General features: G+C 72.9%; 21 protein-coding genes and 1 pseudogene. 17 read left to right on the forward strand and 5 right to left on the reverse strand.

What is annotated here, in order from left to right; all coding sequences use genetic code 11:
* Both MTF65_RS08515 and MTF65_RS08520 read left to right on the forward strand, forming a co-directional pair.
* On the forward strand, window positions 1-810 hold the full coding sequence (locus MTF65_RS08515; RefSeq protein WP_243627773.1) for a hypothetical protein: 810 nt from the start codon (window positions 1-3) through the stop codon (window positions 808-810).
* Window positions 811-945: 135 nt separating this feature from the next.
* On the forward strand, window positions 946-1,791 hold the full coding sequence (locus MTF65_RS08520) for a DegV family protein (RefSeq protein ID WP_243627774.1): 846 nt from the start codon (window positions 946-948) through the stop codon (window positions 1,789-1,791).
* Between the two features lie 310 nt (window positions 1,792-2,101).
* On the opposite strand, the gene MTF65_RS30465 is transcribed toward MTF65_RS08520, so the two are convergent.
* Complete coding sequence (locus MTF65_RS30465) at window positions 2,102-2,368, reverse strand: hypothetical protein (RefSeq protein ID WP_308407127.1); 267 nt, start codon at window positions 2,366-2,368, stop codon at window positions 2,102-2,104.
* Here MTF65_RS30465 and MTF65_RS30470 point away from each other — a divergent pair.
* The 3 genes and pseudogenes from MTF65_RS30470 (at window position 2,355) to MTF65_RS08535 (ending at window position 6,617) form a co-directional block, all read left to right on the forward strand.
* The gene (locus MTF65_RS30470) at window positions 2,355-2,957 is read left to right on the forward strand and encodes a ComEA family DNA-binding protein (RefSeq protein WP_308407128.1); all 603 of its coding nucleotides are present in this window, start codon (window positions 2,355-2,357) and stop codon (window positions 2,955-2,957) included. The genes MTF65_RS30465 and MTF65_RS30470 overlap by 14 nt on opposite strands.
* 257 nt (window positions 2,958-3,214) lie before the next feature.
* Window positions 3,215-5,611 (forward strand): annotated as a pseudogene (locus MTF65_RS08530) (ComEC/Rec2 family competence protein); the annotation flags it as partial.
* A gap of 124 nt (window positions 5,612-5,735) precedes the next feature.
* Entirely contained in the window at window positions 5,736-6,617 is an 882-nt protein-coding gene (locus MTF65_RS08535) for a YceI family protein (RefSeq protein WP_374207183.1), read from the forward strand.
* Window positions 6,618-6,646: 29 nt separating this feature from the next.
* Here the strand turns inward: MTF65_RS08535 and MTF65_RS08540 are convergent, their stop codons facing one another.
* Entirely contained in the window at window positions 6,647-6,889 is a 243-nt protein-coding gene (locus tag MTF65_RS08540; protein WP_243627776.1) for a hypothetical protein, read from the reverse strand.
* A 91-nt stretch (window positions 6,890-6,980) separates the two neighbouring features.
* On the opposite strand from MTF65_RS08540, the gene holA reads away from it, so the two are divergent.
* Window positions 6,981-7,973 (forward strand): DNA polymerase III subunit delta, encoded by a 993-nt coding sequence (gene holA, locus MTF65_RS08545; RefSeq protein ID WP_243627779.1) that lies wholly within the window; start codon window positions 6,981-6,983, stop codon window positions 7,971-7,973.
* 313 nt (window positions 7,974-8,286) lie between these two features.
* On the opposite strand, the gene rpsT is transcribed toward holA, so the two are convergent.
* Complete coding sequence (gene rpsT / locus MTF65_RS08550; RefSeq protein ID WP_243627780.1) at window positions 8,287-8,553, reverse strand: 30S ribosomal protein S20; 267 nt, start codon at window positions 8,551-8,553, stop codon at window positions 8,287-8,289.
* A gap of 230 nt (window positions 8,554-8,783) precedes the next feature.
* On the opposite strand from rpsT, the gene lepA reads away from it, so the two are divergent.
* The 3 genes from lepA (at window position 8,784) to hemW (ending at window position 14,131) form a co-directional block, all read left to right on the forward strand.
* Window positions 8,784-10,649, forward strand: coding sequence for a translation elongation factor 4 (gene lepA, locus MTF65_RS08555; RefSeq protein WP_243627781.1), 1,866 nt, complete (start codon window positions 8,784-8,786; stop codon window positions 10,647-10,649).
* Window positions 10,650-10,864: 215 nt separating this feature from the next.
* Window positions 10,865-12,754, forward strand: a complete 1,890-nt coding sequence (locus tag MTF65_RS08560; RefSeq protein ID WP_243627782.1) for a long-chain fatty acid--CoA ligase — start codon at window positions 10,865-10,867, stop codon at window positions 12,752-12,754.
* 144 nt (window positions 12,755-12,898) lie between these two features.
* Window positions 12,899-14,131 (forward strand): radical SAM family heme chaperone HemW, encoded by a 1,233-nt coding sequence (gene hemW / locus MTF65_RS08565; protein ID WP_243627783.1) that lies wholly within the window; start codon window positions 12,899-12,901, stop codon window positions 14,129-14,131.
* A 134-nt stretch (window positions 14,132-14,265) separates the two neighbouring features.
* On the opposite strand, the gene MTF65_RS08570 is transcribed toward hemW, so the two are convergent.
* Window positions 14,266-15,099 carry a DUF3097 domain-containing protein gene (locus MTF65_RS08570; RefSeq protein ID WP_243627784.1) on the reverse strand — a complete coding sequence of 278 codons (834 nt, stop codon included), beginning with the start codon at window positions 15,097-15,099 and terminating at the stop codon, window positions 14,266-14,268.
* A gap of 28 nt (window positions 15,100-15,127) precedes the next feature.
* On the reverse strand, window positions 15,128-15,856 hold the full coding sequence (locus tag MTF65_RS08575; RefSeq protein ID WP_243627786.1) for an MBL fold metallo-hydrolase: 729 nt from the start codon (window positions 15,854-15,856) through the stop codon (window positions 15,128-15,130).
* 202 nt (window positions 15,857-16,058) lie between these two features.
* Between MTF65_RS08575 and hrcA the strand changes: the two genes are divergently transcribed.
* From hrcA to MTF65_RS08615, 8 genes are all read left to right on the forward strand, one after another.
* Window positions 16,059-17,075, forward strand: coding sequence for a heat-inducible transcriptional repressor HrcA (gene hrcA, locus MTF65_RS08580; protein WP_243628623.1), 1,017 nt, complete (start codon window positions 16,059-16,061; stop codon window positions 17,073-17,075).
* On the forward strand, window positions 17,076-18,215 hold the full coding sequence (gene dnaJ / locus MTF65_RS08585; RefSeq protein WP_243627788.1) for a molecular chaperone DnaJ: 1,140 nt from the start codon (window positions 17,076-17,078) through the stop codon (window positions 18,213-18,215).
* Window positions 18,216-18,417: 202 nt separating this feature from the next.
* Entirely contained in the window at window positions 18,418-19,509 is a 1,092-nt protein-coding gene (locus tag MTF65_RS08590; RefSeq protein WP_243627789.1) for a nitronate monooxygenase, read from the forward strand.
* Entirely contained in the window at window positions 19,506-20,252 is a 747-nt protein-coding gene (locus MTF65_RS08595; RefSeq protein WP_243627790.1) for a 16S rRNA (uracil(1498)-N(3))-methyltransferase, read from the forward strand. The genes MTF65_RS08590 and MTF65_RS08595 overlap by 4 nt, the downstream gene beginning before the upstream one ends.
* 97 nt (window positions 20,253-20,349) lie before the next feature.
* Window positions 20,350-20,709 carry a histidine triad nucleotide-binding protein gene (locus MTF65_RS08600; RefSeq protein ID WP_243627791.1) on the forward strand — a complete coding sequence of 120 codons (360 nt, stop codon included), beginning with the start codon at window positions 20,350-20,352 and terminating at the stop codon, window positions 20,707-20,709.
* A 3-nt stretch (window positions 20,710-20,712) separates the two neighbouring features.
* Window positions 20,713-21,618: a ribonuclease Z gene (locus tag MTF65_RS08605; RefSeq protein ID WP_243627792.1), complete on the forward strand. Its 906-nt coding sequence runs from the start codon at window positions 20,713-20,715 to the stop codon at window positions 21,616-21,618.
* Window positions 21,619-21,691: 73 nt separating this feature from the next.
* On the forward strand, window positions 21,692-22,870 hold the full coding sequence (locus tag MTF65_RS08610) for a carbohydrate kinase family protein (protein WP_374207184.1): 1,179 nt from the start codon (window positions 21,692-21,694) through the stop codon (window positions 22,868-22,870).
* Between the two features lie 236 nt (window positions 22,871-23,106).
* Window positions 23,107-24,183, forward strand: a complete 1,077-nt coding sequence (locus MTF65_RS08615) for a PhoH family protein (protein WP_243627795.1) — start codon at window positions 23,107-23,109, stop codon at window positions 24,181-24,183.
* The last annotated feature ends 6 nt before the right edge of the window (window positions 24,184-24,189 follow it).

A 24,189-nucleotide genomic window follows, 5' to 3' on the forward strand; every position in this document is an offset into this window, starting at 1 on the left:
ATGGAGGCGGGCGTGTTGGTCATCATCTTTGCCCTGTTGGTGCTGTTCGCCTTCCTGGGGCTGGGCGTGTGGGCCACGGTGAAGGTGGTCGGCGCGGCGAAGCGCGGCGTGGACCGGACGATCACGCAGGCCCGCCGGACCGTGGAGGACACCACCCTGAGGGCGAAGAGCCTCGGTCAGGTCGGGGTCACCGCGTCGCTGGCGCAGCTGCGGCTCGGCCTGCGGACGTCGATGCGGGCCACGCAGCAGGCGCTGCAGGAGGGGGTTCGGTCCGATCCGTCCCTGAAGGAGTCGATCGGGCTGTTCGAACGACTGAGCACGCACGGCCGCGAGCTGGACGATGAGCTGAGGCGGCTGGAGCAGGAGCCGGACCGCAGGAGGATCGCCGACATGCTCCCTGACTTGCGGGAACGTACCGCCAAGATCACACAGTCGGCGGATTCGTTGCGGTGGGCCGCGCGTGAGCGCGCCCGTCGCTTCGCGGACGACGACCTGTCGTCGCTGTCGGAGCAGATCGAGGTCGAGTCGGGGGCGCTGCGGGACTGGTCACGGGAGTCGGTGGACGATCTCGCGGCCGCGGCGGCGGCTTGGGACGCCGGCGTGCGGGACGGGGCCCCGACGCCTCCTGCGGCCGCTCCTGGGCCGGCGCAGGCCCAGACGCAGGCGCAGGCCCAGGCAGGCCAGGCAGGCCAGGCAGGCCAGGCAGGCCAGGCAGGCCAGGCCGAGGCTCAGCCTGCGGCGCTGAACCCGTCCGCTCCGGCGGCCTCGTACCCGTGGCAGAAGTCGTCGCGTCCGGAGACCACGACCTGAGGCTGAGGCTGAGGCGCCGCGTGGCGCGTCGGCGGCGTCGGCCTGTGAGCGGCGGAGGGGTCGCGGGGAGAGCCCGGCGCGCTCTGGAGGGGTCCGGGCTGCCGGCCCAGCCCCACTGGCGGTAACCTCCGGCTCATGTCCCGCCATGTCGCGATCGTCACCGATTCCACGGCCTACCTGCCCCCACCGGCGATGGCGCGGCACGGGATCACCTCCGTCCCCCTCACCGTGGTGCTCGGTGACGAGGCACTGGAGGAGGGCACCGAGATCTCGGCCCGCAGCCTCGCCCTGGCCCTGCAGAAGCGCCGTTCGGTCACCACCTCCCGCCCCAGCCCGGAGGAGTTCGTCCGGGCCTACCGGGCGGCCGCCGACGCCGGTGCGACCGGGATCGTCAGCCTGCACCTGTCCGCCGAGTTCTCCGGCACCTACGACGCCGCCGTGGTCGCCGCCAAGACCGCCGCCGTCCCGGTACGGGTCGTCGACACCGGCATGGTCGCGATGGCCCTCGGCTTCTGTGCCCTCGCCGCCGCCGAGGCGGCCGAGACCGGCGGCTCTGTGGACGAGGCCGTTGCGGCCGCTGAGAAGCGCGCCGCGGACATGGCCGCGTACTTCTACGTGGACACGCTCGACTACCTGCGGCGGGGCGGCCGGATCGGCGCCGCGCAGGCCCTCCTCGGATCCGCCCTCGCGGTCAAGCCGCTGCTGACGCTGGAGGGCGGGCGGATCGAGATGCTGGAGAAGGTGCGTACGGCCTCCAAGGCGATCGCCCGGCTGGAGGAGCTGGCCGTGGAGCGGGCGGGCACGGCCAGTGTGGATGTCGCCGTGCACCACCTGGCGGCCCCGGAGCGGGCCGAGAAGCTCGCCCAGCGGCTGCGCGAGCGCATCCCCGGTCTGGTCGAGCTGCACGTCAGCGAGGTGGGCGCGGTGATCGGCGCGCACACCGGGCCGGGCCTGCTGGCGGCGGTCGTGTCGCCCCGCTGATCACCGGAATGAGTGGTCGGGATATCCACAACGGGGCCGTCATCCACCGGAATTGATGCCTCCGAACGGGGATCGGGATCGGCCCCTACCGTCGTGGCATGACGACTCGAACACGTATTTCGCGCCCCACCCGCCTTGTCGGCCTCGTCGGCGCAACCAGTGGCCCCGGCCGGTCCCGTCTCTCCGACGGCCGACTCAGGCATCGCCGCGGCTCCGGGGACGGCCCTGGGGACGGCGTCGGGGACGGCTTCGGCCGAGGCCCGGGCCGAGGTGCCCGCCCGAGTGCCCGCCTGAGTGCCCGCCGGGGTGCTCATCCCCATCCCGACCCCGTCGCGGTGCGGCGCCGGGCCGAGGCCTTGCTGGGCGGCAGCGCACCGCCGCCCGTGCCGGAGCCTCCGCCGCCGGCGGCCGAGGCCGTCTCCCCGACCCGGCCCGAGCCGCCGGCTCCGCCGCCGCCACCGTCGGAGGTGGCGGAGCCGGCGCCGGCAGAGCTGCCCGCCGGGACCGCGCGGAGTCTCGCGTTACGGGAGCGGCTGCCGTTGTGGCTGCAGGTGAGGTGCGGGGTGGAGCCGCGCACGGTGGCCGCCGTGGGGGTGGTGCTCGTCGTCGCCGTCGGGTTCGCGGCGCAGCAGTACTGGTCGGGCCGGCCCCGAGCGGTGACCGCCCCCGCCGTGGTCGCCCCGGCCCCGGTCCCGGCGCCCTCACCCAGGCCGGGCGGAGCCGCGTCACCCGCCGCCGGGGGCACCCGCATCGTGGTGGACGTCAGTGGCAAGGTCCGGGATCCCGGCGTCCGCCGGCTGCCCGCCGGATCGCGGGTCGAGGACGCGCTGGCCGCCGCCGGCGGAGTGCGCCCCGGTACCGACACCACGGGGCTGAACCGGGCCCGGGTCCTGATGGACGGTGAGCAGGTGCTCGTGGGCGCCCCGGCGCCGCCGCCTCCGAGCGGTACCGGTCCGGGCGCCGGCGGAAGTCCCGGGCCGCTGAGCCTCGGCAGTGCCACCGTCGAGCAGTTGGACGGCCTGCCCGGGGTGGGCCCGGTGCTCGCCCAGCACATCGTGGACTTCCGCACCGCGCGCGGGGGCTTCCGGTCGGTGGAGGACCTCCGCCAGGTCAGTGGCATCGGCGAGCGCCGCTTCGCCGACCTGCGCAAACTGGTGCGGCCATGAACCGCCCCGGGCAGCCCCATCCGGAGGGGTCCGGCCCGGCTGGGTACGGCCGAGAGGGGTCCGGGTCCGATGGCTCCGGCCGGGAGGGGTCTGGCCCGGAGGGGTCCCGCTCCGAGGGGTACGGGTCCGGCGGGTCCGGTCGCGAGGGAGCCAGCCGCGAGGAGTCCTCCTCCGAGGGGTCTGGGTCTGGTGGGTCTGGCCGCGAGGGGGCCAGCCGCGAGGGGTTCGGCTCTGATGGGTCCGGGTCCGATGGGTCCGGCCGGAAGGGGGCCGGGGCCGAGCGGCCGGGGGTGGTGGATCTGCGGCTTTTGGCGCCGGCACTGGCCGCCTGGGCGGCAGCCGCCCTCGCCCTCGACGTACCGGGCGGCTGGACCGCCGCCGGGGCGGGGCTGGGGGTGGCGGGCGCGGGGCTGCTGATGCTGGCCGGCTGTCGGAGCCGCCCGGAATCCCGGTGGAGGGTCGGTATCGCCGCCGCGGCCGCCCTGCTGTGCGCGGCCGCCGGGGCCGGGGTGGCCGGGCTCGCCCGGGCCGAGGCCCGGGCCGGGCCGGTCGAGGAGCTGGCCCGGGCACACGCCCGGGTGTCCGTGGAGCTCACCGTCGGCTCCGATCCTCGGGCGGCCGGCGGCGGAAGCGGGCCGCCCGTGGTGATGCTGGACGCGGTGGTGACCGCCGTGACGGGGCCGGACGGGTCGCGGACCCGGGTCGAGACCCCGGTACGGGTGCTGGCCGGGCATCCGGGCTGGGCCGGGCTGCTGCCCTCGACGCGGGTGGCGGTGGTCGCCCGGCTGACGCCGGCCCGGGGCGGCGAGCGCGCCGTCGCGCTGGTGCGCCCGTCGGGTGGCACCCCTCCCGAGGTGACCGGCGGCCCGGACACCGCGCAGCGCGTCGCGGGGAGACTGCGGGCCGGGCTGCGGGCCGCTACCGAGGGGCTCCCCCCGGATGCCAGGGCCCTCCTGCCCGGGCTGGTGGTCGGGGACACCTCGCGGGTCCCGCCCGATCTGCACGAGGCCTTCCGGGCCACCGACCTGCTGCATCTCCTGGCCGTGTCGGGGTCCAACCTCACCGTGGTCCTGTTCCTGCTCATCGGGCCCCCGGCTCGTGCCCAGCTCGCGGAGCGGCGCGGGCTGGCGCCCCGGCTCGGGCTGTCCCTGCGGGCGACGGCCCTGAGCGGGGCGGCGCTGACGCTGGCGTTCGTCGTGGTGTGCCGGCCCGAGCCGAGCGTGCTGCGGGCCGCGGCCTGTGGGGCGATCACCCTGCTGGCCATCGCCACCGGGCGGCGCAGATCCCTGGTCCCCGCCCTGGGAGCCGCCGTTCTGCTCCTCGTGCTGTACGAGCCCTGGCTGGCCCGCAGCTACGGCTTCCTGCTGTCCGTCCTGGCCACCGGGGCCCTGTTGACCCTCGGTCCGCGGTGGAGCGAGGCCCTTCGGCGGCGCGGGGTGCGGCCCCGGCTCGCCGAGGCGCTGGGGGCCGCCGCGGCCGCCCAGGCGGTGTGCGCGCCGGTCGTGGTCGTGCTCTCCGCCCGGGTGAGCCTGGTGGCGGTCCCGTGCAACCTGCTGGCGGAGCTCGCGGCGGGTCCGGCGACCGTGCTCGGCTTCGCGACGCTCGCGATGGCCCCGCTGTGCATGCCGGCGGCGGAGCTGCTCGCCTGGTGCGCGGGGGTCCCGGCGGGGTGGATCGCCGCCGTGGCACGGGCCGGGGCGGGACTGCCGGGAGCGGAGCTGGCCTGGCCGGGCGGCGTCACCGGAGGTCTGCTGCTGGCCGCCGCCACGCTGGCCGTCGTGGGCCTCGGAGGCCGCCTCGGCCGCCGGAAGTGGGTCTGCGCGGCCGTGGCCGGGGTGCTGCTCATCGCGGTGCTGCGGCCGCCGCAGCTCACCCGGGGACTCACCGGCTGGCCCCCGCCCGACTGGAGCTACGTTCAGTGCGCCGTCGGCCAGGGCGATGCCGCAGTCCTCGCCGTGGGCCCGGACACGGCGGTGGTGGTGGACGCGGGCCCCGAGCCCGGGCCGGTGGACGACTGCCTGCGCACCCTGGGCGTGCGCCGGGTGCCGCTGCTCCTGCTGACGCACTTTCACGCCGACCACGTGGGCGGCCTGTCCGGGGTGCTCCGGGGCCGGGCCGTGGGTGTGATTCAGACCACCACCCTGCGGGAGCCGCCCGGGCAGGCCGAGTTCGTCCGACGGACCGCGGCCGCCGCCGGGGTGCCCGTCGTGCCGGCGCCGTCGGGGGAGCGGCGCCGGGCCGGCCCGCTGGAGTGGGAGGTGCTCTGGCCGCCGTCCGGGGGGCCGCCAACGGAGGGGCCCAACGACGCGAGCGTCGCCCTGCTGGTCCGCGGCTCCGGGCTGACCCTGCTCCTGCTCGGCGATCTCGAACCACCCGCCCAGCAGGCCCTGCTGAGAGCCCGTCCGGAACTGGGCCCGGTGGATGTGCTCAAGGTCGCCCACCACGGTTCGGCGCACCAGGACCCGGCCTTGCAGGCCCGTGTCAGGCCCCGGATCGCGATCGTCCCCGTCGGCGTGGGGAACCGCTACGGGCACCCCGCGCCGGGTACGCTCGCGCGGTTGCGGGCGCTGGGGGCGACCGTCCTGCGCACCGACACCGACGGCTCCGTGGCCATCTCCGGAAGCGGCTCGCGAATGCGGGCGTTTCCGGCCGGACGGCGCCGGAACCGGCGCGGGCATACCGGGCGGCACCGCTCTGTTTGCCCACAACCCGACAGCATGATCGAATGCGTTTTCGCCAGAGCGGTCCAAGTCCACACAGCACGGGGGTGCATCAACCATGTTCGGACGCCGACGGGGGATGGAGACGGCCGGAAGTGCCAGCTCACACACATCCGCGACAATGACACTGCCACCTATGGCGCGGCTTTTGAGCTGCCGCGTCCTGGACACGGTCCATCAGCCCGTCCGCCAGGCCACGTTCGAGGTCACCGACCCGATCGGCCGACGGATCGTCAGCGGCGAGACCGATCCGTTCGGCGGATTCACCGCGGCCGTGCCGGAGGGGGAGTACCGGCTCTCCGTCACGGCCGAGGGCTACGCGCCGTTCCACGGGGCGACGCTCGTCGGGGACCCGGCGCAGCCGGGCACGGCGGAGATCATCCTCGACGCCGTGGAACCGCCGCTGCTGCCGGCGCCGGGCCACTGGGAGCTCGATCCGGGGCACTCGTCCATCGCCTTCACGGCCCGGCACATCGGCTTCGCGCGGATCCACGGCCGGTTCAACACCTTCGCCGGCGCGGTACGGATAGCCGATCGCATGGAGGACTCCTCTATGCACGTCATCATCGACGCGGCGAGCATCGACACCAGGCTGCGGATGCGGGACGACCACCTGCGCTCCGCCGACTTCCTGGACTCCGCGCACTATCCGACGGTGGAGTTCTACAGCGAGCGGTTCATCCACCGCGGCGGCAGCCGCTGGGCCGTCGCGGGGGCGCTCACGCTCCACGGCACCAGCCGCTCCGTCACCCTGGACACCCAGTACCTGGGCCTCGGTACGGGCCTGGAGGGCGAACCCCGGGCCGCGTGCCGGGCCACGGCCGAACTGCACCGCGAGGACTTCACCCTGAACTGGCAGTCCATGCTGGCGCAGGGGATCTCCGCGATCGGTTCGAGCGTGGAAGTGGAGCTGGACGTCCAGATCGTCCACAAGGCGTAGGCCCGTGGCGGGCCCCGCCCCGGCGGGGCTCAGGGAGCCTCCAGCCAGCCCTCGTACGCGGAGGCGAGGGCGTCCAGGGCGGTGGGGTCGAGCCGTTCCCGCGGGTCCTCGACGACCACCAGCCACTGGGCGTCCTCCGCGTCGTCCTCGCCGGCCAGGGCATCGCGGACCAGTCGGGGATCCTCGGAGAGCCCGAAACGGTCGACGGCCTCCTGCGCCACCTCCTCGGCGGCTTCGCGGTCGGGCAGCACCAGTACATGTCGCGCGTTCACCCGACCATTCTCAGGCACGGTCGTGAGGGTGCCGGCCGTGAGGGTGCCGGGGCGCGGGGGCCTGTCAGTGCGGCGTGGGATGCTGGGGGCGATGGCCACCAGGAAGAATTCAACCGACGATCCGCTCGCCCCGCTCACCCTCGCGGTGGGGCAGGAGGACCTGCTGCTCGACCGCGCCGTGCGGGAGGTGGTGGCGGCCGCCCGGGCCGCCGACGCCGACACGGACGTACGCGACCTCGCGTCCGAGCAGCTCCAGCCCGGCACGCTCGCGGAGCTGACGAGCCCCTCGCTCTTTTCCGAGCGCAAGGTGCTGGTGGTGCGCAACGCGCAGGACCTGTCCGCGGACACGGTCAAGGAAGTGAAGGCGTACCTCGCGGCGCCGTTCGAGGAGATCAGCCTCGTCCTCCTCCACGCCGGCGGCGTCAAGGGCAAGGGCCTGCTGGACGCGGCGCGGAAGGCGGGCGCCCGGGAGGTCGCCTGCCCGAAGATGACGAAGGCGGCGGACCGGCTGTCGTTCGTACGGGGCGAGTTCCGCGCGCTGGGCCGTTCCGCCACCCCCGAGGCGTGCCAGACGCTGGTCGACGCGATCGGCAGCGACCTGCGGGAGCTGGCGAGCGCGGCGGCGCAGCTGTGCGCCGATGTCGAGGGCACCATCGACGAAGCCGTGGTGGGCCGCTACTACACGGGCCGGGCGGAGGCCTCCAGCTTCACGGTCGCCGACCGCGCGGTCGAGGGCCGGGCGGCCGAGGCCCTCGAAGCCCTGCGCTGGTCCCTGTCCACGGGAGTGGCGCCGGTCCTGATCACCAGCGCCCTCGCCCAGGCGGTCCGGGCCATCGGCAAGCTGGCCTCCGCCCCGCGCGGGGCCCGCCCCGGGGACCTCGCCCGGGACCTGGGCATGCCGCCGTGGAAGATCGACCGGGTCCGCCAGCAGATGCGGGGCTGGTCGGCGGACGGCGTCGCGGACGCCCTGCGCGCGGTGGCCGCGGCTGACGCGGGGGTCAAGGGCGGGGGCGACGACCCCGAGTACGCCCTCGAAAAGGCGGTCGTCGCGGTGGCCCGCGCGGCCCGCCCCCAGCGACGCTAGGCTCCGCCGGGATCCGGGCGCGGCGCCGTTGCCGGGGCTCCGCCCCAGACCCTCTCCCCCAGCTACCGCTGGGAGGTGCCCCCACCAGACTCCGTCCGGGGGGACCCCCACGCCTCAAATGCCGGCGAGGCTGGTTCCGCGCATGACGAAGGCCCCGGCCGTCACCCTGGGGAAGGGTGGCGGCCGGGGCCTTCGGTTACTTCTTGGTTGCGCCGCACCCGCGTGGCGAACGCTTCGTGTGCGGCGCGGGGTGCCGGTCAGGAGCGGGAGAGAGGGCCCACTGGATCCCTACCCGGCGATCACATCAGGGAGCTCAGCCCTGAAGGGTGGAAACCTTGGCAGCCAGCGCCGACTTCTTGTTGGCGGCGGCGTTCTTGTGGATGACACCCTTCGAGACGGCCTTGTCGAGCGCACGAGCGGCGTCGCGGGAAGCCACGGTGGCCTTCTCGACGTCACCGGCGACGACGGCCTCGCGGGCCTTGCGGATCGCGGTCTTGAGCGAGGACTTGACGGCCTTGTTGCGCAGGCGCGCCTTCTCGTTCGTCTTGTTCCGCTTGATCTGGGACTTGATGTTCGCCACGAAAGAGCCTTTTCAGGTTCAGAGTTTGATCTTCGGATTGTGTCTCGACAGCTGAGAGGGCATACGAGACACAGCTGCCCAGGCTACCAGGCGCGCTCCGAGCAGCCCAAACCGAGCGCACTGCCCCGTCCATGGGACGATGGGAGTCAGCGTAGAGATCCCAACAGATCCGACCAGGATCGACAACGCCCCCGACTGAGACCCGAGAATCCCGAGAATCAGGACACTGCGTGCCCGCCATCCCCAGCCACGTGCCCGAGCCGAGCCGTACCGACCCGGCGCTGATCCGCAATTTCTGCATCATCGCGCACATCGACCACGGCAAGTCGACCCTCGCCGACCGGATGCTCCAGCTCACCGGTGTGGTCGACCAGCGGCAGATGCGCGCCCAGTACCTCGACCGCATGGACATCGAGCGTGAGCGCGGCATCACGATCAAGTCCCAGGCGGTCCGGCTGCCGTGGGCGCCCACCACGGGCGAGGGCCAGGGCAGCACCCACATCCTCAACATGATCGACACCCCCGGGCACGTCGACTTCACCTACGAGGTTTCCCGCTCCCTCGCCGCGTGCGAGGGCACGGTCCTCCTGGTGGACGCCGCCCAGGGCATCGAGGCCCAGACCCTCGCCAACCTGTACCTGGCGATGGAGAAGGACCTCGCGATCGTCCCGGTCCTGAACAAGATCGACCTGCCGGCCGCCCAGCCGGAGAAGTTCGCCGAGGAGCTCGCGAACCTGGTCGGCTGCCAGCCCGAGGACGTGCTGCGCGTCTCGGCGAAGACCGGTCTCGGCGTGGACGCGCTGCTCGACAAGATCGTCGCCACGGTTCCGGCCCCGGTCGGCCCCAAGGACGCCCCCGCCCGCGCCATGATCTTCGACTCGGTCTACGACTCGTACCGCGGCGTCGTCACGTACGTCCGTGTGGTCGACGGCCAGCTCAACAAGCGCGAGCGCATCCGGATGATGTCCACCGGCGCCACGCACGAGCTGCTGGAGATCGGCGTCTCCTCCCCGGAGATGACCCCGGCCGACGGCATCGGCGTCGGCGAGGTGGGCTACATCATCACCGGCGTGAAGGACGTCCGTCAGTCCAAGGTCGGTGACACCATCACCAGCCTGCACAACGGCGCGACCGAGGCCCTCGGCGGCTACAAGGACCCGCGGCCGATGGTCTTCTCGGGCCTCTACCCGCTCGACGGCTCGGACTACCCGGATCTGCGCGAGGCCCTGGACAAGCTCCAGCTCAACGACGCCGCGCTCGTCTACGAGCCGGAGACCTCGGCGGCGCTCGGCTTCGGCTTCCGCGTCGGCTTCCTCGGCCTGCTCCACCTGGACGTGGTGCGCGAGCGCCTGGAGCGCGAGTTCGGTCTCGACCTGATCGCCACCGCGCCGAACGTGGTCTACCGCGTCGTCCTGGAGGACGGCAAGGAGGTCACCGTCACCAACCCGAGCGAGTTCCCCGAGGGCAAGATCTCGGACGTGTTCGAGCCGGTCGTACGGGCCACCGTGCTCGCGCCCACCGAGTTCATCGGCGCGATCATGGAGCTTTGCCAGACCCGCCGCGGCACGCTCCTCGGCATGGACTACCTCTCCGAGGACCGCGTCGAGATCCGCTACACCCTCCCGCTCGCGGAGATCGTCTTCGACTTCTTCGACCAGCTGAAGTCCAAGACGCGCGGTTACGCCTCCCTCGACTACGAGCCCACCGGCGAGCAGTCCGGCAGCCTGGTCAAGGTGGACATCCTGCTGCACGGCGACAAGGTGGACGCCTTCTCCGCCGTCACGCACAAGGACGCGGCCTACGCGTACGGCGTGCGCCTGGTCGCCAAGCTGCGCGAGCTCATCCCGCGGCAGGCCTTCGAGGTGCCGATCCAGGCGGCCGTCGGCTCGCGGGTCATCGCCCGCGAGACCATCCGCGCGATCCGCAAGGACGTCCTCGCCAAGTGCTACGGCGGCGACATCTCCCGTAAGCGGAAGCTGCTGGAGAAGCAGAAGGAAGGCAAGAAGCGGATGAAGATGGTCGGCTCCGTGGAGGTCCCGCAGGAGGCCTTCATCGCGGTGCTGTCCAGCGACGAGTCCGGCGGCAAGAAGAAGTAGCGGCTGTATGCGAAACAGGCCCCCGTGCGGACGCGCGGGGGCCTGTTTCGTTATGAATCGGCCGCACGCGGGCTCTTACGCGCCAGGCGGAGGGCCCCTAGTCTGATCATTGGTTACTCGCCAGTTACAAGAACGCGAGTCACTGTTCAGCCTTGAGTCACCGCCCTGAGTCACTTGCCCAATGCAGGCCCTGCCGCGTGGTCCGGAGGACGTCCGTGAGCGACACACAGACCTTGATCGAGAACCGCCCGCCCACCGTGGCGGCCCTGTTCCTTGAACGCGTCGCCGCCACGCCGGACGCGGAGGCCTACCGCTTCCCGGTGCCCGCGGCCGGCGGCGAGGGCCCCGACGACTGGAAGTCGCTCAGCTGGGGGCAGGCCGCCGAGCGCGTGTTCGCCATCGCGGCCGGCCTCATCGACCTCGGGATCGAGCCGGAGCAGCGGGTCGCCCTCGCCTCCGGCACCCGGGTGGAGTGGATCCTCTCCGACCTCGGCGTGATGTGCGCGGGCGGCGCGGTCACCACGATCTACCCCACCACCAACGCCGAGGAGTCGGCGTTCATCCTCTCCGACTCGGACAGCCGCGTGCTGATCGCCGAGGACGCGTCCCAGCTGGCCAAGGCCCGCGAGCGGCGCGCCGACCTGCCCGCGCTGGCCCACGTGGTGGTCGTGGAGACCGCCGACGCGGTCGCGGCCGAGGGCGATCCGGAGGGCTGGGTGCTCTCCCTGGCCGACCTGGAGGCGCGCGGCAAGGAGTACCTCGCCAAGCACCCCGAGGCGATCAAGGAGCGGATCGCGGCCATCACCGCCGACCAGCTCGCCACCCTCATCTACACCTCCGGCACCACCGGCCGCCCCAAGGGCGTGCGCCTGCCGCACGACAACTGGTCGTACATGGCCAAGGCCACCGTGGCGACCGGCATGATCTCCAGCGACGACGTGCAGTACCTGTGGCTGCCGCTGGCGCACGTCTTCGGCAAGGTGCTCACCTCCGGCCAGATCGAGGTCGGGCACGTCACCGCCGTCGACGGCCGGATCGACAAGATCATCGAGAACCTGCCGGTGGTCCAGCCGACCTACATGGCGGCCGTTCCGCGCATCTTCGAGAAGGTCTACAACGGGGTCGCGGCCAAGGCCCGGGCCGGCGGCGGCGCCAAGTACAAGATCTTCAAGTGGTCGGTCGGCGTGGCCCGCGAATACGCCAAGGTCACCCAGGACAACTACCGGCGCACCGGCCACGCCAAGGCCCCCTTCGGCCTCGCGACCCAGCACAAGATCGCCGACGCGCTCGTCTACTCCAAGCTCCGCGAGGCCTTCGGCGGCCGGCTGCGCGCGGCGGTCTCCGGCGCCTCCGCCCTCGCGCCCGAGATCGGCTACTTCTTCTCCGGCGCCGGCATCAACATCCTGGAGGGCTACGGGCTGACGGAGTCCAGCGCGGCCTCCTTCGTCAACCCGGGCGAGGCCTACCGCACCGGAACCGTCGGCAAGCCGCTCCCCGGCACCGAGGTCCGGATCGCCGACGACGGCGAGATCCTGCTGCGCGGCCCCGGCATCATGCAGGGCTACCACGGCCAGCCCGAGAAGACCGCCGAGGTGCTGGAGGCGGACGGCTGGCTGCACACCGGCGACATCGGCGAGCTGTCGGCCGACGGCTACCTGCGCATCACCGACCGCAAGAAGGACCTGATCAAGACCTCGGGCGGCAAGTACGTCGCCCCGGCCGAGATCGAGGGCCAGTTCAAGGCGATCTGCCCGTACGTCTCCAGCATCGTGGTGCACGGCGCCGACCGGAACTTCTGCTCGGCGCTGATCGCCCTGGACGGCCCCTCGATCCAGGCCTGGGCCGCGGAGAACGGGCTGGAGGGCAAGACGTACGCGGAGATCGTGGCCGCGCCGGAGACCACGCGGATGGTCGAGACGTACGTACAGACCCTGAACGCGGGCCTCCAGCGGTGGCAGACCGTGAAGCAGTTCCGGCTGCTGCCCCGCGACCTGGACGTCGAGCACGGCGACCTGACGCCGAGCCTGAAGCTGAAGCGGCCGGTCGTCGAGCGTGAGTTCAAGCACCTGATCGACGAGATGTACGCCGGGGCGCGCGAGGCGTAGCGGCCGCGGCGAGCGGGACGGGGCGGGGCGGGGCGGCGGGCCGCCCCGCGCACCCCCGCCGTCCTCGCGTCGCCGCGGCCGCCCGCCCCGGCGCCCCCGGCGGCACGCGTAAACGACCTTGGGGCGGTGCGGGACAATGGGCTCATGCCTTCCGCACTGCCCGACGGTGAACCCATGCCCGAAGACGGCTCGCTGCCGTCGCACGCCCTGGCGGGTGCCGGGGACCGGCCGCTCGGGTTCTACCTGCACGTCCCGTACTGCGCCACGCGCTGCGGGTACTGCGACTTCAACACCTACACGGCGACCGAGCTGCGGGGCACGGGCGGTGTGCTCGCCTCGCGGGAGAACTACGCCGACACCTTGATCGACGAGGTCCGCCTCGCCCGGAAGGTGCTCGGGGACGACCCCCGGGCCGTACGGACGGTGTTCGTCGGCGGCGGCACGCCGACGCTGCTGCCCGCCGGGGACCTCGTACGGATGCTCGCGGCGATCCGGGACGAGTTCGGCCTGGCGGAGGACGCCGAGATCACCACGGAGGCCAACCCGGAGTCGGTCGATCCGCGGTACCTGGCGGAGCTGCGGGCCGGGGGCTTCAACCGGATCTCGTTCGGCATGCAGAGCGCGAAGCAGCACGTCCTGAAGGTGCTGGACCGCACGCACACGCCGGGGCGGCCGGAGGCGTGTGTGGCGGAGGCGCGGGCGGCGGGGTTCGAGCACGTCAACCTGGACCTGATCTACGGCACCCCCGGGGAATCCGACGAGGACTGGCGGGCGTCGCTCTCCGCCGCGCTGGGGGCCGGGCCCGACCACATCTCGGCGTACGCGCTGATCGTGGAGGAGGGCACCCAGCTGGCGCGGCGGATCCGGCGGGGCGAGGTCCCGATGACGGACGACGACGTCCACGCGGACCGCTACCTGATCGCGGACTCGGTCATGGCCGAGGCGGGCTACTCCTGGTACGAGGTGTCGAACTGGGCCACCTCGGAGGCCGGGCGGTGCCTGCACAACGAGCTGTACTGGCGCGGGGCCGACTGGTGGGGCGCGGGGCCGGGTGCGCACTCGCACGTGGGCGGGGTCCGCTGGTGGAACGTGAAGCACCCCGGCGCGTATGCCGCGGCGCTGGCGGAGGGGCGGTCGCCGGGCGCGGGGCGGGAGCTCCTGTCGGAGGAGGACCGGCGGGTGGAGCGGATCCTGCTGGAGCTGCGGCTGGTGGACGGCATCCCGCTGTCTTTGCTCGCGCCGGCGGGGCTGGTGGCGTCCCGCCGGGCCCTGGCCGATGGGCTGCTGGACCCGGGCCCGTACGAGGCGGGGCGGGCTGTGCTGACCCTGCGGGGGCGGCTGCTGGCCGATGCGGTGGTCCGGGACCTGGTCGATTAGCCCTGCGGGCCGGCTTCCTGGGGCTCTGCCCCAGACCCCGCGCCTCAAACGCCGGCGGGGCTGGAGGTGGCCGGGCTGGGGTGGGTGCCTCAAACGCCGGCGGGGCTGGGTGTGGCCTGGCTGAGGTGGGCGCGTCAAACGCCGGCGGGGCTGGGTGTTGTGACGTGGTCGATCAGGTGTTCCACCGAGCCCAGGAGGGTCGGTTCGAGGTCCTTGTACGAGGTCACCTTGGACAGGATGTGCTGCCAGGCGGCCCCGGTGTTCTCCGGCCAGCCCAGGGCCCGGCAGATGCCCGTCTTCCAGTCCTGGCCCGGCGGGATCACCGGCCACGCCGCGATGCCCAGCGCGGCCGGCTTCACCGCCTGCCAGACGTCCACGTACGGGTGGCCCACCACCAGGACGTGCTCCGAGGTCACCGCCGCCGCGATACGGGACTCCTTCGACCCCGGCACCAGATGGTCCACCAGGACCCCCAGCCGGGCGTCCGCCGCGGGCGCGAAGTCCGCCACGACGGCCGGGAGGTCGTCGATGCCCTCCAGGTACTCCACCACCACGCCCTCGATGCGCAGGTCGTCGCCCCACACCCGCTCGACCAGCTCGGCGTCATGGCGGCCCTCCACGTAGATCCGGCCCGCCCTCGCCACCCGGGCCCGCGCCCCCGGGACGGCCAGTGAGCCCGACGCCGTCCGGAGCGGGGAGGCGGAAGGGGAGGCGGAAGTGGAAGCCCGCGCCGGGCGGGTCAGGGTGACCACCGCCCCCTCCAGCAGGAATCCCCTGGGCTCCAGCGGGAACACCCGCCGCTTGCCGAAGCGGTCCTCCAGCGTCACCGTGCCCGCCTCGCAGGCCACCACCGCGCCGCAGAAGTCGGTACCGGCCACTTCCACCACCAGGCCGGGATCCGCCGCCACCTCCGGCACGGACTTGGCACGCTTCCACTGCGGGGTCAGGTCGGGGGAGTACTCGCGCATCCGGCCGACAGTAGAAGAGAGCCCGCCCTCAGCGGCCCGACACGCCGAACTGCGCCCGCAGTGTGTCCCGTTGCGCACGGACGAACGCCGCCGGGACCACCGCTCCGTGACCCGGCACGTACAGTGCGTCGTCCCCGCCCAGCGACAGCAGCCGGTCCAGCGCGGCCGGCCACTGCCGCGGCACCGCGTCCGGGCCCACCGACGGGTCGCCCGACTCCTCCACCAGATCCCCGCAGAACACCACCTCCCGCGCGCCCGGCACGAACACCGCCAGGTCGTGCCGGGTGTGCCCGGGCCCGACGTTCGCGAGCAGCACCTGGACCCCGCCCAGCTCCAGCGTCCACTCGCCCGACACCAGATGCTTCGGCGTCACCAGCCGATCCACCGCCTCGGCCGCCTCGGCCTCCGCCAGTCCTTGCCGCACCGCGTCCCCGCGCAGCTCGTCGCGCTCCACCGCCAGCAGCGCGTCCAGCCCGACCGCCCCGTACACCTCGGCTCCGGGGGAGAAGGCGGCCGCGCCGAGCACGTGATCGAAATGGCCGTGGGTGAATGCGATATGGGTCACGCTCCGCCCGGTCAGCCGCTCCGCCTCGGCCCGTACCTCCGCGCCCTCCCGTACGCACGATCCGGGGTCGATCAGGAGGACCGACTCGTCCCCCACCACCAGTCCCACCGTGCAGTCCCACACCGGGAGACGGCGCCGGCCGGCCCGCCCGGTCAACCGCTCCCAGCCCGCCTCTTCCCATCGGACGTCCATGCCGCGACGCTACCCGAGCGACGTCCCCGCGCGACCTTCCCGGCGATCTCCCGAGCGACCGCCCTTGCCTCCCGCGTACTACCCGGCCGTACACTGACCGGGGGATCTCTGGCACTCGTACGCCATGAGTGCCAACAGTCACCGCAGTCGGCCGCGACCGCGGGCCGACTACGACCACGCATCAGAGCTGGAGGTGTGCGCGATGCTCAGCGAACGCAGACTCGAAGTGCTGCGCGCCATCGTCCAGGACTACGTCGGGACGGAGGAGCCGGTCGGCTCCAAGGCGCTCACCGAGCGGCACCGGCTCGGCGTCTCGCCCGCCACCGTGCGCAACGACATGGCCGTGCTGGAGGACGAGGGCTACATCGCCCAGCCCCACACCAGCGCGGGCCGGATCCCCACCGACAAGGGCTACCGCCTTTTCGTCGACAAGCTGGCGGGCGTCAAGCCGCTGTCGACGCCCGAGCGCCGGGCCATCCAGAACTTCCTCGACGGCGCCGTCGACCTCGATGACGTGGTCGGCCGTACGGTCCGGCTGCTCGCGCAGCTCACCCGGCAGGTGGCCGTCGTCCAGTACCCGTCGCTGACCCGCTCCACCGTCCGCCACGTCGAGCTGCTGTCGCTGGCCCCGGCCCGGCTGATGCTCGTACTGATCACGGACACCGGGCGGGTGGAGCAGCGGCTCGTGGACTGCCAGGCGCCCTTCGGCGAGACCTCCCTCGCCGATCTGCGGGCGCGGCTCAACAGCCGGGTCGTCGGCCGTCGGTTCACCGACGTGCCGCAGCTCGTGCAGGACCTCCCCGAATCCTTCGAGGCGGAGGACCGGGGCACGGTCTCCACCGTGCTCGCCACCCTCCTCGAAACCCTGGTCGAGGAGGCCGAGGAGCGGCTGATGATCGGCGGCACCGCCAATCTCACCCGCTTCGGACATGATTTCCCCCTGACGATCAGGCCGGTGCTCGAAGCGCTGGAGGAGCAGGTCGTGCTCCTCAAGCTGCTGGGCGAGGCCAATGAGTCGGGGATGGCCGTGAAGATCGGGCATGAGAATGCCTACGAGGGACTGAACTCCACGTCCGTCGTCTCGGTCGGCTACGGTTCGGGCGGCGAAACAGTCGCCAAACTCGGCGTGGTCGGACCGACCCGCATGGACTACCCCGGAACGATGGGAGCGGTACGCGCAGTGGCACGTTACGTCGGACAGATCCTGGCGGAGTCGTAAGTGGCCACGGACTACTACGCCGTTCTCGGCGTGCGCCGCGACGCATCGCAGGACGAGATCAAGAAGGCCTTCCGCCGCCTCGCCCGTGAACTCCACCCGGATGTGAATCCGGACCCGAAGACGCAAGAGCGCTTCAAGGAGATCAACGCGGCGTACGAGGTCCTCTCGGACCCGCAGAAGAAGCAGGTCTTCGACCTCGGTGGCGACCCGCTGTCCTCCTCGGGCGGCGGTGGCGGCGCGGGCGGATTCGGTGCGGGCGGCTTCGGCAACTTCTCCGACATCATGGACGCCTTCTTCGGCCAGGCCTCGCAGCGCGGCCCGCGCTCGCGGACCCGGCGCGGCCAGGACGCGATGATCCGCCTGGATCTGGAGCTGGACGAGGCGGCCTTCGGGACGACCAAGGACATCCAGGTCGACACGGCGGTCGTCTGCAACACCTGCTCCGGCGAGGGCGCCGCCCCCGGCACCTCGGCGCAGACATGTGACATGTGCCGCGGTCGCGGTGAGGTCTCACAGGTCACCCGGTCCTTCCTGGGCCAGGTCATGACCTCGCGCCCCTGCCCGCAGTGCCAGGGCTTCGGCACCGTGGTCCCGACCCCGTGCCCCGAGTGCGCGGGCGACGGCCGGGTCCGCTCCCGCCGCAGCCTCACGGTCAAGATCCCGGCCGGCGTCGAGAACGGCACCCGGATCCAGCTCGCGGGCGAGGGCGAGGTCGGCCCCGGCGGCGGCCCCGCCGGCGACCTGTACGTGGAGATCCACGAGCTGCCGCACCCGACCTTCCAGCGGCGCGGGGACGACCTGCACTGCACGGTCACCCTCCCCATGACGGCCGCGGCCCTCGGCACCAAGTGCCCGCTGGAGACGCTGGACGGCCTGGAGGAGATCGACATCCGGCCCGGCACCGGTTCCGGCCAGTCGATCCCGCTGCACGGGCGCGGCGTCACGCACCTGCGGGGCGGCGGGCGCGGCGACCTGATCGTCCACGTCGAGGTCACCACCCCGACCAAGCTGGACGCCCAGCAGGAGGACCTGCTGCGCCAGCTGGCGAAGCTGCGCGGCGAGGAGCGGCCGATGGGCCAGTTCGCGCCGGGTCAGCAGGGGCTGTTCAGCCGGCTGAAGGACGCGTTCAACGGCCGCTGACGCCCTCGGCGGGCCGGCCTGCCGCCCGCCGTACGCCGTAAGGCCTTCGAGCCCGGTCCGGAACGTCCCGGACCGGGCTCGACGCCTTCGCGGCGGGCCCCTGGCGGGCCCCTGGCGTGTTTCGGCCGCACCCGGGAAGCGGACTATGCCAGGCGAATGCCATGATTCGGCCCCGTGAGCGGGACATGGCACGATGCAGTCCATGTCCTCCGCACCGAACGGTCTCTACCAGTTCCCGATCGTGCAGGCTCCCATGGCGGGCGGCGCCTCGTGCCCCTCGCTCGTCGCGGCCGTGTGCGAGGCGGGCGGACTGGGCTTCCTGGCCGGCGGCTACAAGACCGCCGACGGCATGTACCAGGAGATCAAACAGACCCGGGGGCTCACCCGGCGCCCCTTCGGCGTGAACCTGTTCATGCCGCAGACCGCCTACGTGGACCCGGCCGCCGTCGAGGCCTACCGCGGGCAACTGGCCGGCGAGGCCGCCTGGTACGAGATCTCCCTCGCCGCCGAAGACATCATCGGCACCTGCGACGACGGCTACGACGCCAAACTCGCCATCCTCCTCGAAGACCCCGTCCCGGTGGTCTCGTTCACCTTCGGCTGCCCCTCGCCCGCGGTGCTCACCCGCCTGCGCGAGGCCGGTACGTACACCGTCGTCACCGTCACGTCCGTCGACGAGGCCCGGGCCGCGCAGGAGGCGGGCGCCGACGCCGTCTGCGTCCAGGGCGTCGAGGCCGGCGGCCACCAGGGCACCCACCGCGACGACCCGCAGACCGACGGCACGGCGGGCGTCGGGCTTCTCGCGCTCGTCGCGCAGGTACGAGAGGCCGTGGCCCTCCCGATCATCGCGGCGGGCGGCCTGATGCGCGGCTCGCAGATCGCGGCCCTGCTCGCGGCGGGGGCGGAAGCGGCGCAGCTCGGCACCGCGTTCCTGGCGTGCCCGGAGTCCGGGGCCCACCCGCTCCACAAGGCGGCGCTGACGGATCCGCTGTTCGTCCGCACGGAGCTCACCAGGGCGTTCTCCGGGCGGCCCGCGCGGGGGCTGGTGAACCGTTTCATGCGGGAGCACGGGCCGTACGCCCCGGCCGCGTATCCGCAGGTCCACTACCTGACCGCGGGCCTGCGCAAGGCGGCCGCCGCGGCGGGGGACCCGCAGGGCATGGCGCTGTGGGCGGGGCAGGGACACCGGCTGGCGCGGACCCTGCCGGCGGGCGAGCTGGTGGAGGTGCTGGCGGCGGAACTGGCCGAGGCACAGAGCACGCTGAAGGAAATGCAGACGAGGAGAGCGTCATGACGGCCCCCGTGTTCGTGGTCGAAGAGGTCCCCGCGGGGCCGGAGTTCGTGCTGGACGGCCCCGAGGGCCGGCACGCGGTGTCCGTGAAGCGGCTGAACCCCGGTGAGGACGTCGTCCTCACCGACGGGCGCGGGCGCTGGACCGAGGGCGTGGTGAAGGCCGCCGAGGGCAAGGACCGGCTGGTCATCATGGACCTGAACAGCATCCAGGAGGAGCCCGCGCCCTCGCCCCGCATCACCGTCGTCCAGGCCCTTCCCAAGGGCGACCGCGGCGAGCTGGCGGTCGAGACGATGACCGAGACGGGCGTGGACGAGATCGTGCCGTGGCAGGCTTCGCGGTGCATCACGCAGTGGCGCGGCGACCGGGGCGCGAAGTCCCTCGCCAAGTGGCGCAACACGGCACGGGAGGCCGGCAAGCAGTCCCGCCGGGTCCGGTTCCCGGAGGTCGCGGAGGCCATGTCCACCAAGCAGGTCGCGACGCTGCTCGCGGACGCCGACCTGGCGATGGTCCTGCACGAGGACCGGGACACGCCGTCGGAGGCCCTGGCCACGGCCGCGCTTCCCGCCACCGGATCCATCGTCCTGGTGGTCGGCCCGGAGGGCGGTGTCTCCCCGGACGAACTGGCCGCCTTCGCCGCCGTCGGCGCGCACCCGTACCGCCTGGGCGCCTCGGTCCTGCGCACCTCCACCGCCGGTACGGCCGCGACGGCGGTCCTCCTCGCCCGGACGGGCCGCTGGTCCTGAAACGCCGGTGAGGCCGACGGCGGCGGCGGATACGATGCCGGGGCGATCAACGTCGACGTCACACACGGTCGACCTCACTGTCACGGAAGGCGAAGCAATGGCCGGGGAACCGCAGGCCGACTGCCTGTTCTGCAAGATCGTCTCGGGGAGCATCCCGGCGACGCTGGTCCGCGAGACCGAGACGACCGTCGCCTTCCGGGACATCAACCCGCAGGCGCCCACCCACGTGCTCGTCATCCCCCGGGTGCACTATCCCGACGCCGCCTCCCTCGCGGCCGCCGAGCCGGCCATCGCCGCCGACCTGCTGCGCGAGGCCGGCCGGATCGCCGGCGAGGAGAAGATCGACGACCACGGCTACCGGGTCGTCTTCAACACCGGCGCCGGCGCCGGCCAGACCGTCTTCCACGCGCACGCGCACCTCCTCGGCGGCCGCGGCCTCCAGTGGCCCCCCGGTTAAGCCGTGTCCCTCCGCGAATTCGTGGTGCTGGGCACCGCCAGCCAGGTGCCCACCCGCCACCGCAACCACAACGGCTACCTCCTGCGCTGGGACGGCGAGGGCATACTCTTCGACCCGGGCGAGGGCACCCAGCGCCAGATGCTGCGCGCCGGGGTCGCCGCGCACGACATCAACCGGATCTGCATCACCCACTTCCACGGTGACCACAGCCTCGGCCTCGCCGGGGTGATCCAGCGGATCAACCTCGACCAGGTCCCGCACCCCGTCACCGCGCACTACCCCGCCTCGGGGCAGAGGTTCTTCGACCGGCTCCGGTACGCCACCGCCTACCGGGAGACCGTCCCGCTCCGCGAGGAACCGGTGGCCGGGGACGGGACGCTGGCGAGCGGGCCCTCGTACACCCTGGAGGCCCGCAGGCTGTCGCACCCGGTGGAGTCCTTCGGCTACCGGATCACCGAGCCCGACGGCCGCCGCATGGTTCCCGAACTGCTCGCGCGGCACGGGATCAAGGGGCCGGACGTGGGCCGGATCCAGCGTGACGGGCAGCTGAACGGCGTGACGCTCGACGAGGTCAGCGAGCACCGGCCCGGGCAGCGGTTCGCCTTCGTCATGGACACCCGGCTGTGCTCCGGCGTGGACGAGCTCGCCGACGGCTGCGACATGCTGGTCATCGAGTCGACCTTCCTCGACGGGGACGAGCGGCTGGCCATCGACCACGGGCACCTCACCGCCGGCCAGGCGGCCCGGGCGGCGCGCGACGCGGGCGTACGGCACCTCGTGCTGACGCACTTCTCGCAGCGCTACTCCGAACCCTCCGAGTTCGAACGCCAGGCCCGCGCGGCGGGATTCGAGGGCGACCTGACGATCGCCGCGGACCTTGTACGGGTTCCCCTGCCGAAGCGCGGATAGGGGCGGCGCGGGACTGTCCACCTGGCGAGGGTGATCTGGGTCACACTGGGGTTTGGGTTGCGCCTGGGCGGGGATGGCTGGGAGCTTTCTGCGGGAACACGTCTTGCGGAAACGACCCCTCAACCCTTCAACCGCGCGCGCACGATCCGGGGAGCACACCGTGACCAGTCGGGACACCCGCACCAGCCTCACCCCAGCCGTGGACCCCCTCGGTCCGATCCGGGCTCCCGAGGACCCGGGCTGCGACGTCTTCCTGACCGGCACGGTCTTCCTCGACATCATCTTCACGGGCCTCGACACGGCCCCGGTGCGCGGTACGGAGTCCTGGGCGCGCGGCATGGGCTCCAGCCCCGGCGGCGTGGCCAACATGGCCACCGCGCTGGCCCGGCTCGGCCTGCGGACCTCCCTCGCCGCGGCGTTCGGGGACGACCACTACGGCGAGTACTGCTGGGACGCGCTCGAACAGGGCGAGGGCATCGACCTGACCATGTCGCGCACCATCCCCGGCTGGCACAGCCCAGTCACGGTCTCGATGGCCTACGAGGGCGAGCGCACGATGGTGTCGCACGGGCACGAGGCCCCGCCGCCGGCAGGCCCCGGGCCCTTCCCGCAGTGCCCGCCGAGGGCCCGGGCGGCCGTGGCCTCGCTGGGGCAGGGCCGGGGGGAGGAGTGGATCGCGACGGCGGCACGGCAGGGGGCGAGGGTCTTCGCGGACGTGGGCTGGGACGAGAGCGGGCGCTGGGACCTGGGGGCGCTCGCGGACCTGGGGCACTGCGAGGCGTTCCTGCCGAACGCGGGGGAGGCCATGCGGTACACGCGGACCGACTGCCCGAGAGCGGCGGCCCGGGCGCTGGCCGAGAAGGTGCCGATCGCCGTGGTGACGATGGGCGCGGAGGGCTCGTGCGCGGTGGACGGCCGGACCGGGGAGACGGCGGAGGTCCCCGGCATCACGGTGGACGCGCTGGACCCGACGGGGGCGGGGGACGTGTACGTGGCGGGCTTCGTCACCGGCACCCTGGCGGAATGGCCGCTGGCGGACCGGCTGGCGTTCGCCGGCCTGACGGCGGCGTTGTCGGTGCAGGAGTTCGGGGGCTCGCTGTCGGCGCCGGGCTGGCCGGAGGTGGCGCACTGGTGGCGCACCGCCCCGGATTCGCTGCGCGGGCGGTACGGGTTCCTGGACGCGCTGATCCCGCAGGCCGCGGAGCCGGCGGCCCGCCGGCGGGCGGTCCCGACGATCGGCTTCCGCCCCTGAGCCCTGGCCGGGCGGGACCTGGACCCCCCCGGGGTTTCCCCGCCCCCGCCGCAGCGCTCCGGCGCCTTTCCGGGCGTGCCCGGGCGTGCCCGGGGCGGGGCGGGATGCGGGCGGGCGGGGCGCCGGGGGAAAAGGGCTCGGGGAACGGGCGGGGGAGTCGTACGCTTGGTATTCCGGAGGTCGTCGATCGGCACGGCCCTTCAGTGGGAGGTATGCGCAGGCCACAGTGCCGGCCCATGACTCAGACACCGACAGCCCACACCCACCCCCTGCGCCCCGCGGGCGCGGAGGAGTCCACAGCGCCTGGGCAGGCGCGAGCCCACTTCACCGTCCCGGCGAAACACCCGATGGTGACCGTACTCGGCTCGGGCGACGCCCTATTGCGTGTGATCGAGAAGGCCTTCCCGAAGGTCGATATCCATGTTCGTGGCAATCAGGTCCGAGCGATCGGTGAGGCGGCGGAGGTCGCCCTGATCCAGCGCCTGTTCGACGAGATGATGCTGGTGCTCCGCACCGGGCAGCCGATGACGGAGGACGCAGTGGAACGCTCGATCGCCATGCTCAAGGCGAGCGGCAACGGCAACGGCAACGGTCCGGAGGAGACACCCGCGGAGGTGCTCACCCAGAACATCCTCTCCAGCCGCGGCCGCACCATCCGTCCCAAGACCCTCAACCAGAAGCGGTACGTCGACGCGATCGACAAGCACACCATCGTCTTCGGCATCGGCCCCGCCGGTACCGGCAAGACCTACCTCGCCATGGCCAAGGCGGTCCAGGCCCTGCAGTCCAAGCAGGTCAGCAGGATCATCCTGACCCGCCCCGCCGTCGAGGCCGGTGAGCGGCTCGGTTTCCTGCCCGGCACGCTCTTCGACAAGATCGACCCGTACCTGCGCCCGCTCTACGACGCACTGCACGACATGATCGACCCGGACTCGATCCCCCGCCTGATGGCCGCCGGCACCATCGAGGTGGCGCCGCTGGCATACATGAGGGGTCGCACGCTCAATGAGGCGTTCGTCGTCCTCGACGAGGCGCAGAACACGACCCCGGAACAGATGAAGATGTTCCTGACCCGGCTCGGGTTCGACTCGAAGATCGTCGTCACCGGTGACATCACCCAGGTCGACCTGCTGCCGGGCGGCACCAGGAGCGGTCTGCGCCAGGTCCAGTCGATCCTCGAAGGAGTCCAGGACATCCACTTCTCGCGGCTCACGTCCGAGGATGTCGTCCGGCACAAGCTCGTCGGCCGTATCGTCGACGCGTACGAGAAGTACGAGGACGGCCAGGACGGCCGCGGCCAATACGGGAAGTAGAACTCA

This window comes from Streptomyces sp. APSN-46.1 (assembly GCF_022815725.1).
GTDB lineage: Bacteria > Actinomycetota > Actinomycetes > Streptomycetales > Streptomycetaceae > Streptomyces.

Excerpts from the sequence above, each read along its gene's own strand:
- MTF65_RS08515 (WP_243627773.1), top strand. The coding sequence starts at position 1 with ATGGAGGCGGGCGTGTTGGTCATCATCTTTGCCCTGTTGGTGCTGTTC.
- MTF65_RS08520 (WP_243627774.1), top strand. The coding sequence starts at position 946 with ATGTCCCGCCATGTCGCGATCGTCACCGATTCCACGGCCTACCTGCCC.
- MTF65_RS08535 (WP_374207183.1), top strand. The coding sequence starts at position 5,736 with ATGTTCGGACGCCGACGGGGGATGGAGACGGCCGGAAGTGCCAGCTCA.
- holA (WP_243627779.1), top strand. The coding sequence starts at position 6,981 with ATGGCCACCAGGAAGAATTCAACCGACGATCCGCTCGCCCCGCTCACC.
- hemW (WP_243627783.1), top strand. The coding sequence starts at position 12,899 with ATGCCTTCCGCACTGCCCGACGGTGAACCCATGCCCGAAGACGGCTCG.
- MTF65_RS08570 (WP_243627784.1), bottom strand. The coding sequence starts at position 15,099 with ATGCGCGAGTACTCCCCCGACCTGACCCCGCAGTGGAAGCGTGCCAAG.
- MTF65_RS08575 (WP_243627786.1), bottom strand. The coding sequence starts at position 15,856 with ATGGACGTCCGATGGGAAGAGGCGGGCTGGGAGCGGTTGACCGGGCGG.
- hrcA (WP_243628623.1), top strand. The coding sequence starts at position 16,059 with ATGCTCAGCGAACGCAGACTCGAAGTGCTGCGCGCCATCGTCCAGGAC.
- MTF65_RS08590 (WP_243627789.1), top strand. The coding sequence starts at position 18,418 with ATGTCCTCCGCACCGAACGGTCTCTACCAGTTCCCGATCGTGCAGGCT.
- MTF65_RS08595 (WP_243627790.1), top strand. The coding sequence starts at position 19,506 with ATGACGGCCCCCGTGTTCGTGGTCGAAGAGGTCCCCGCGGGGCCGGAG.
- MTF65_RS08600 (WP_243627791.1), top strand. The coding sequence starts at position 20,350 with ATGGCCGGGGAACCGCAGGCCGACTGCCTGTTCTGCAAGATCGTCTCG.
- MTF65_RS08610 (WP_374207184.1), top strand. The coding sequence starts at position 21,692 with ATGGCTGGGAGCTTTCTGCGGGAACACGTCTTGCGGAAACGACCCCTC.
- MTF65_RS08615 (WP_243627795.1), top strand. The coding sequence starts at position 23,107 with ATGACTCAGACACCGACAGCCCACACCCACCCCCTGCGCCCCGCGGGC.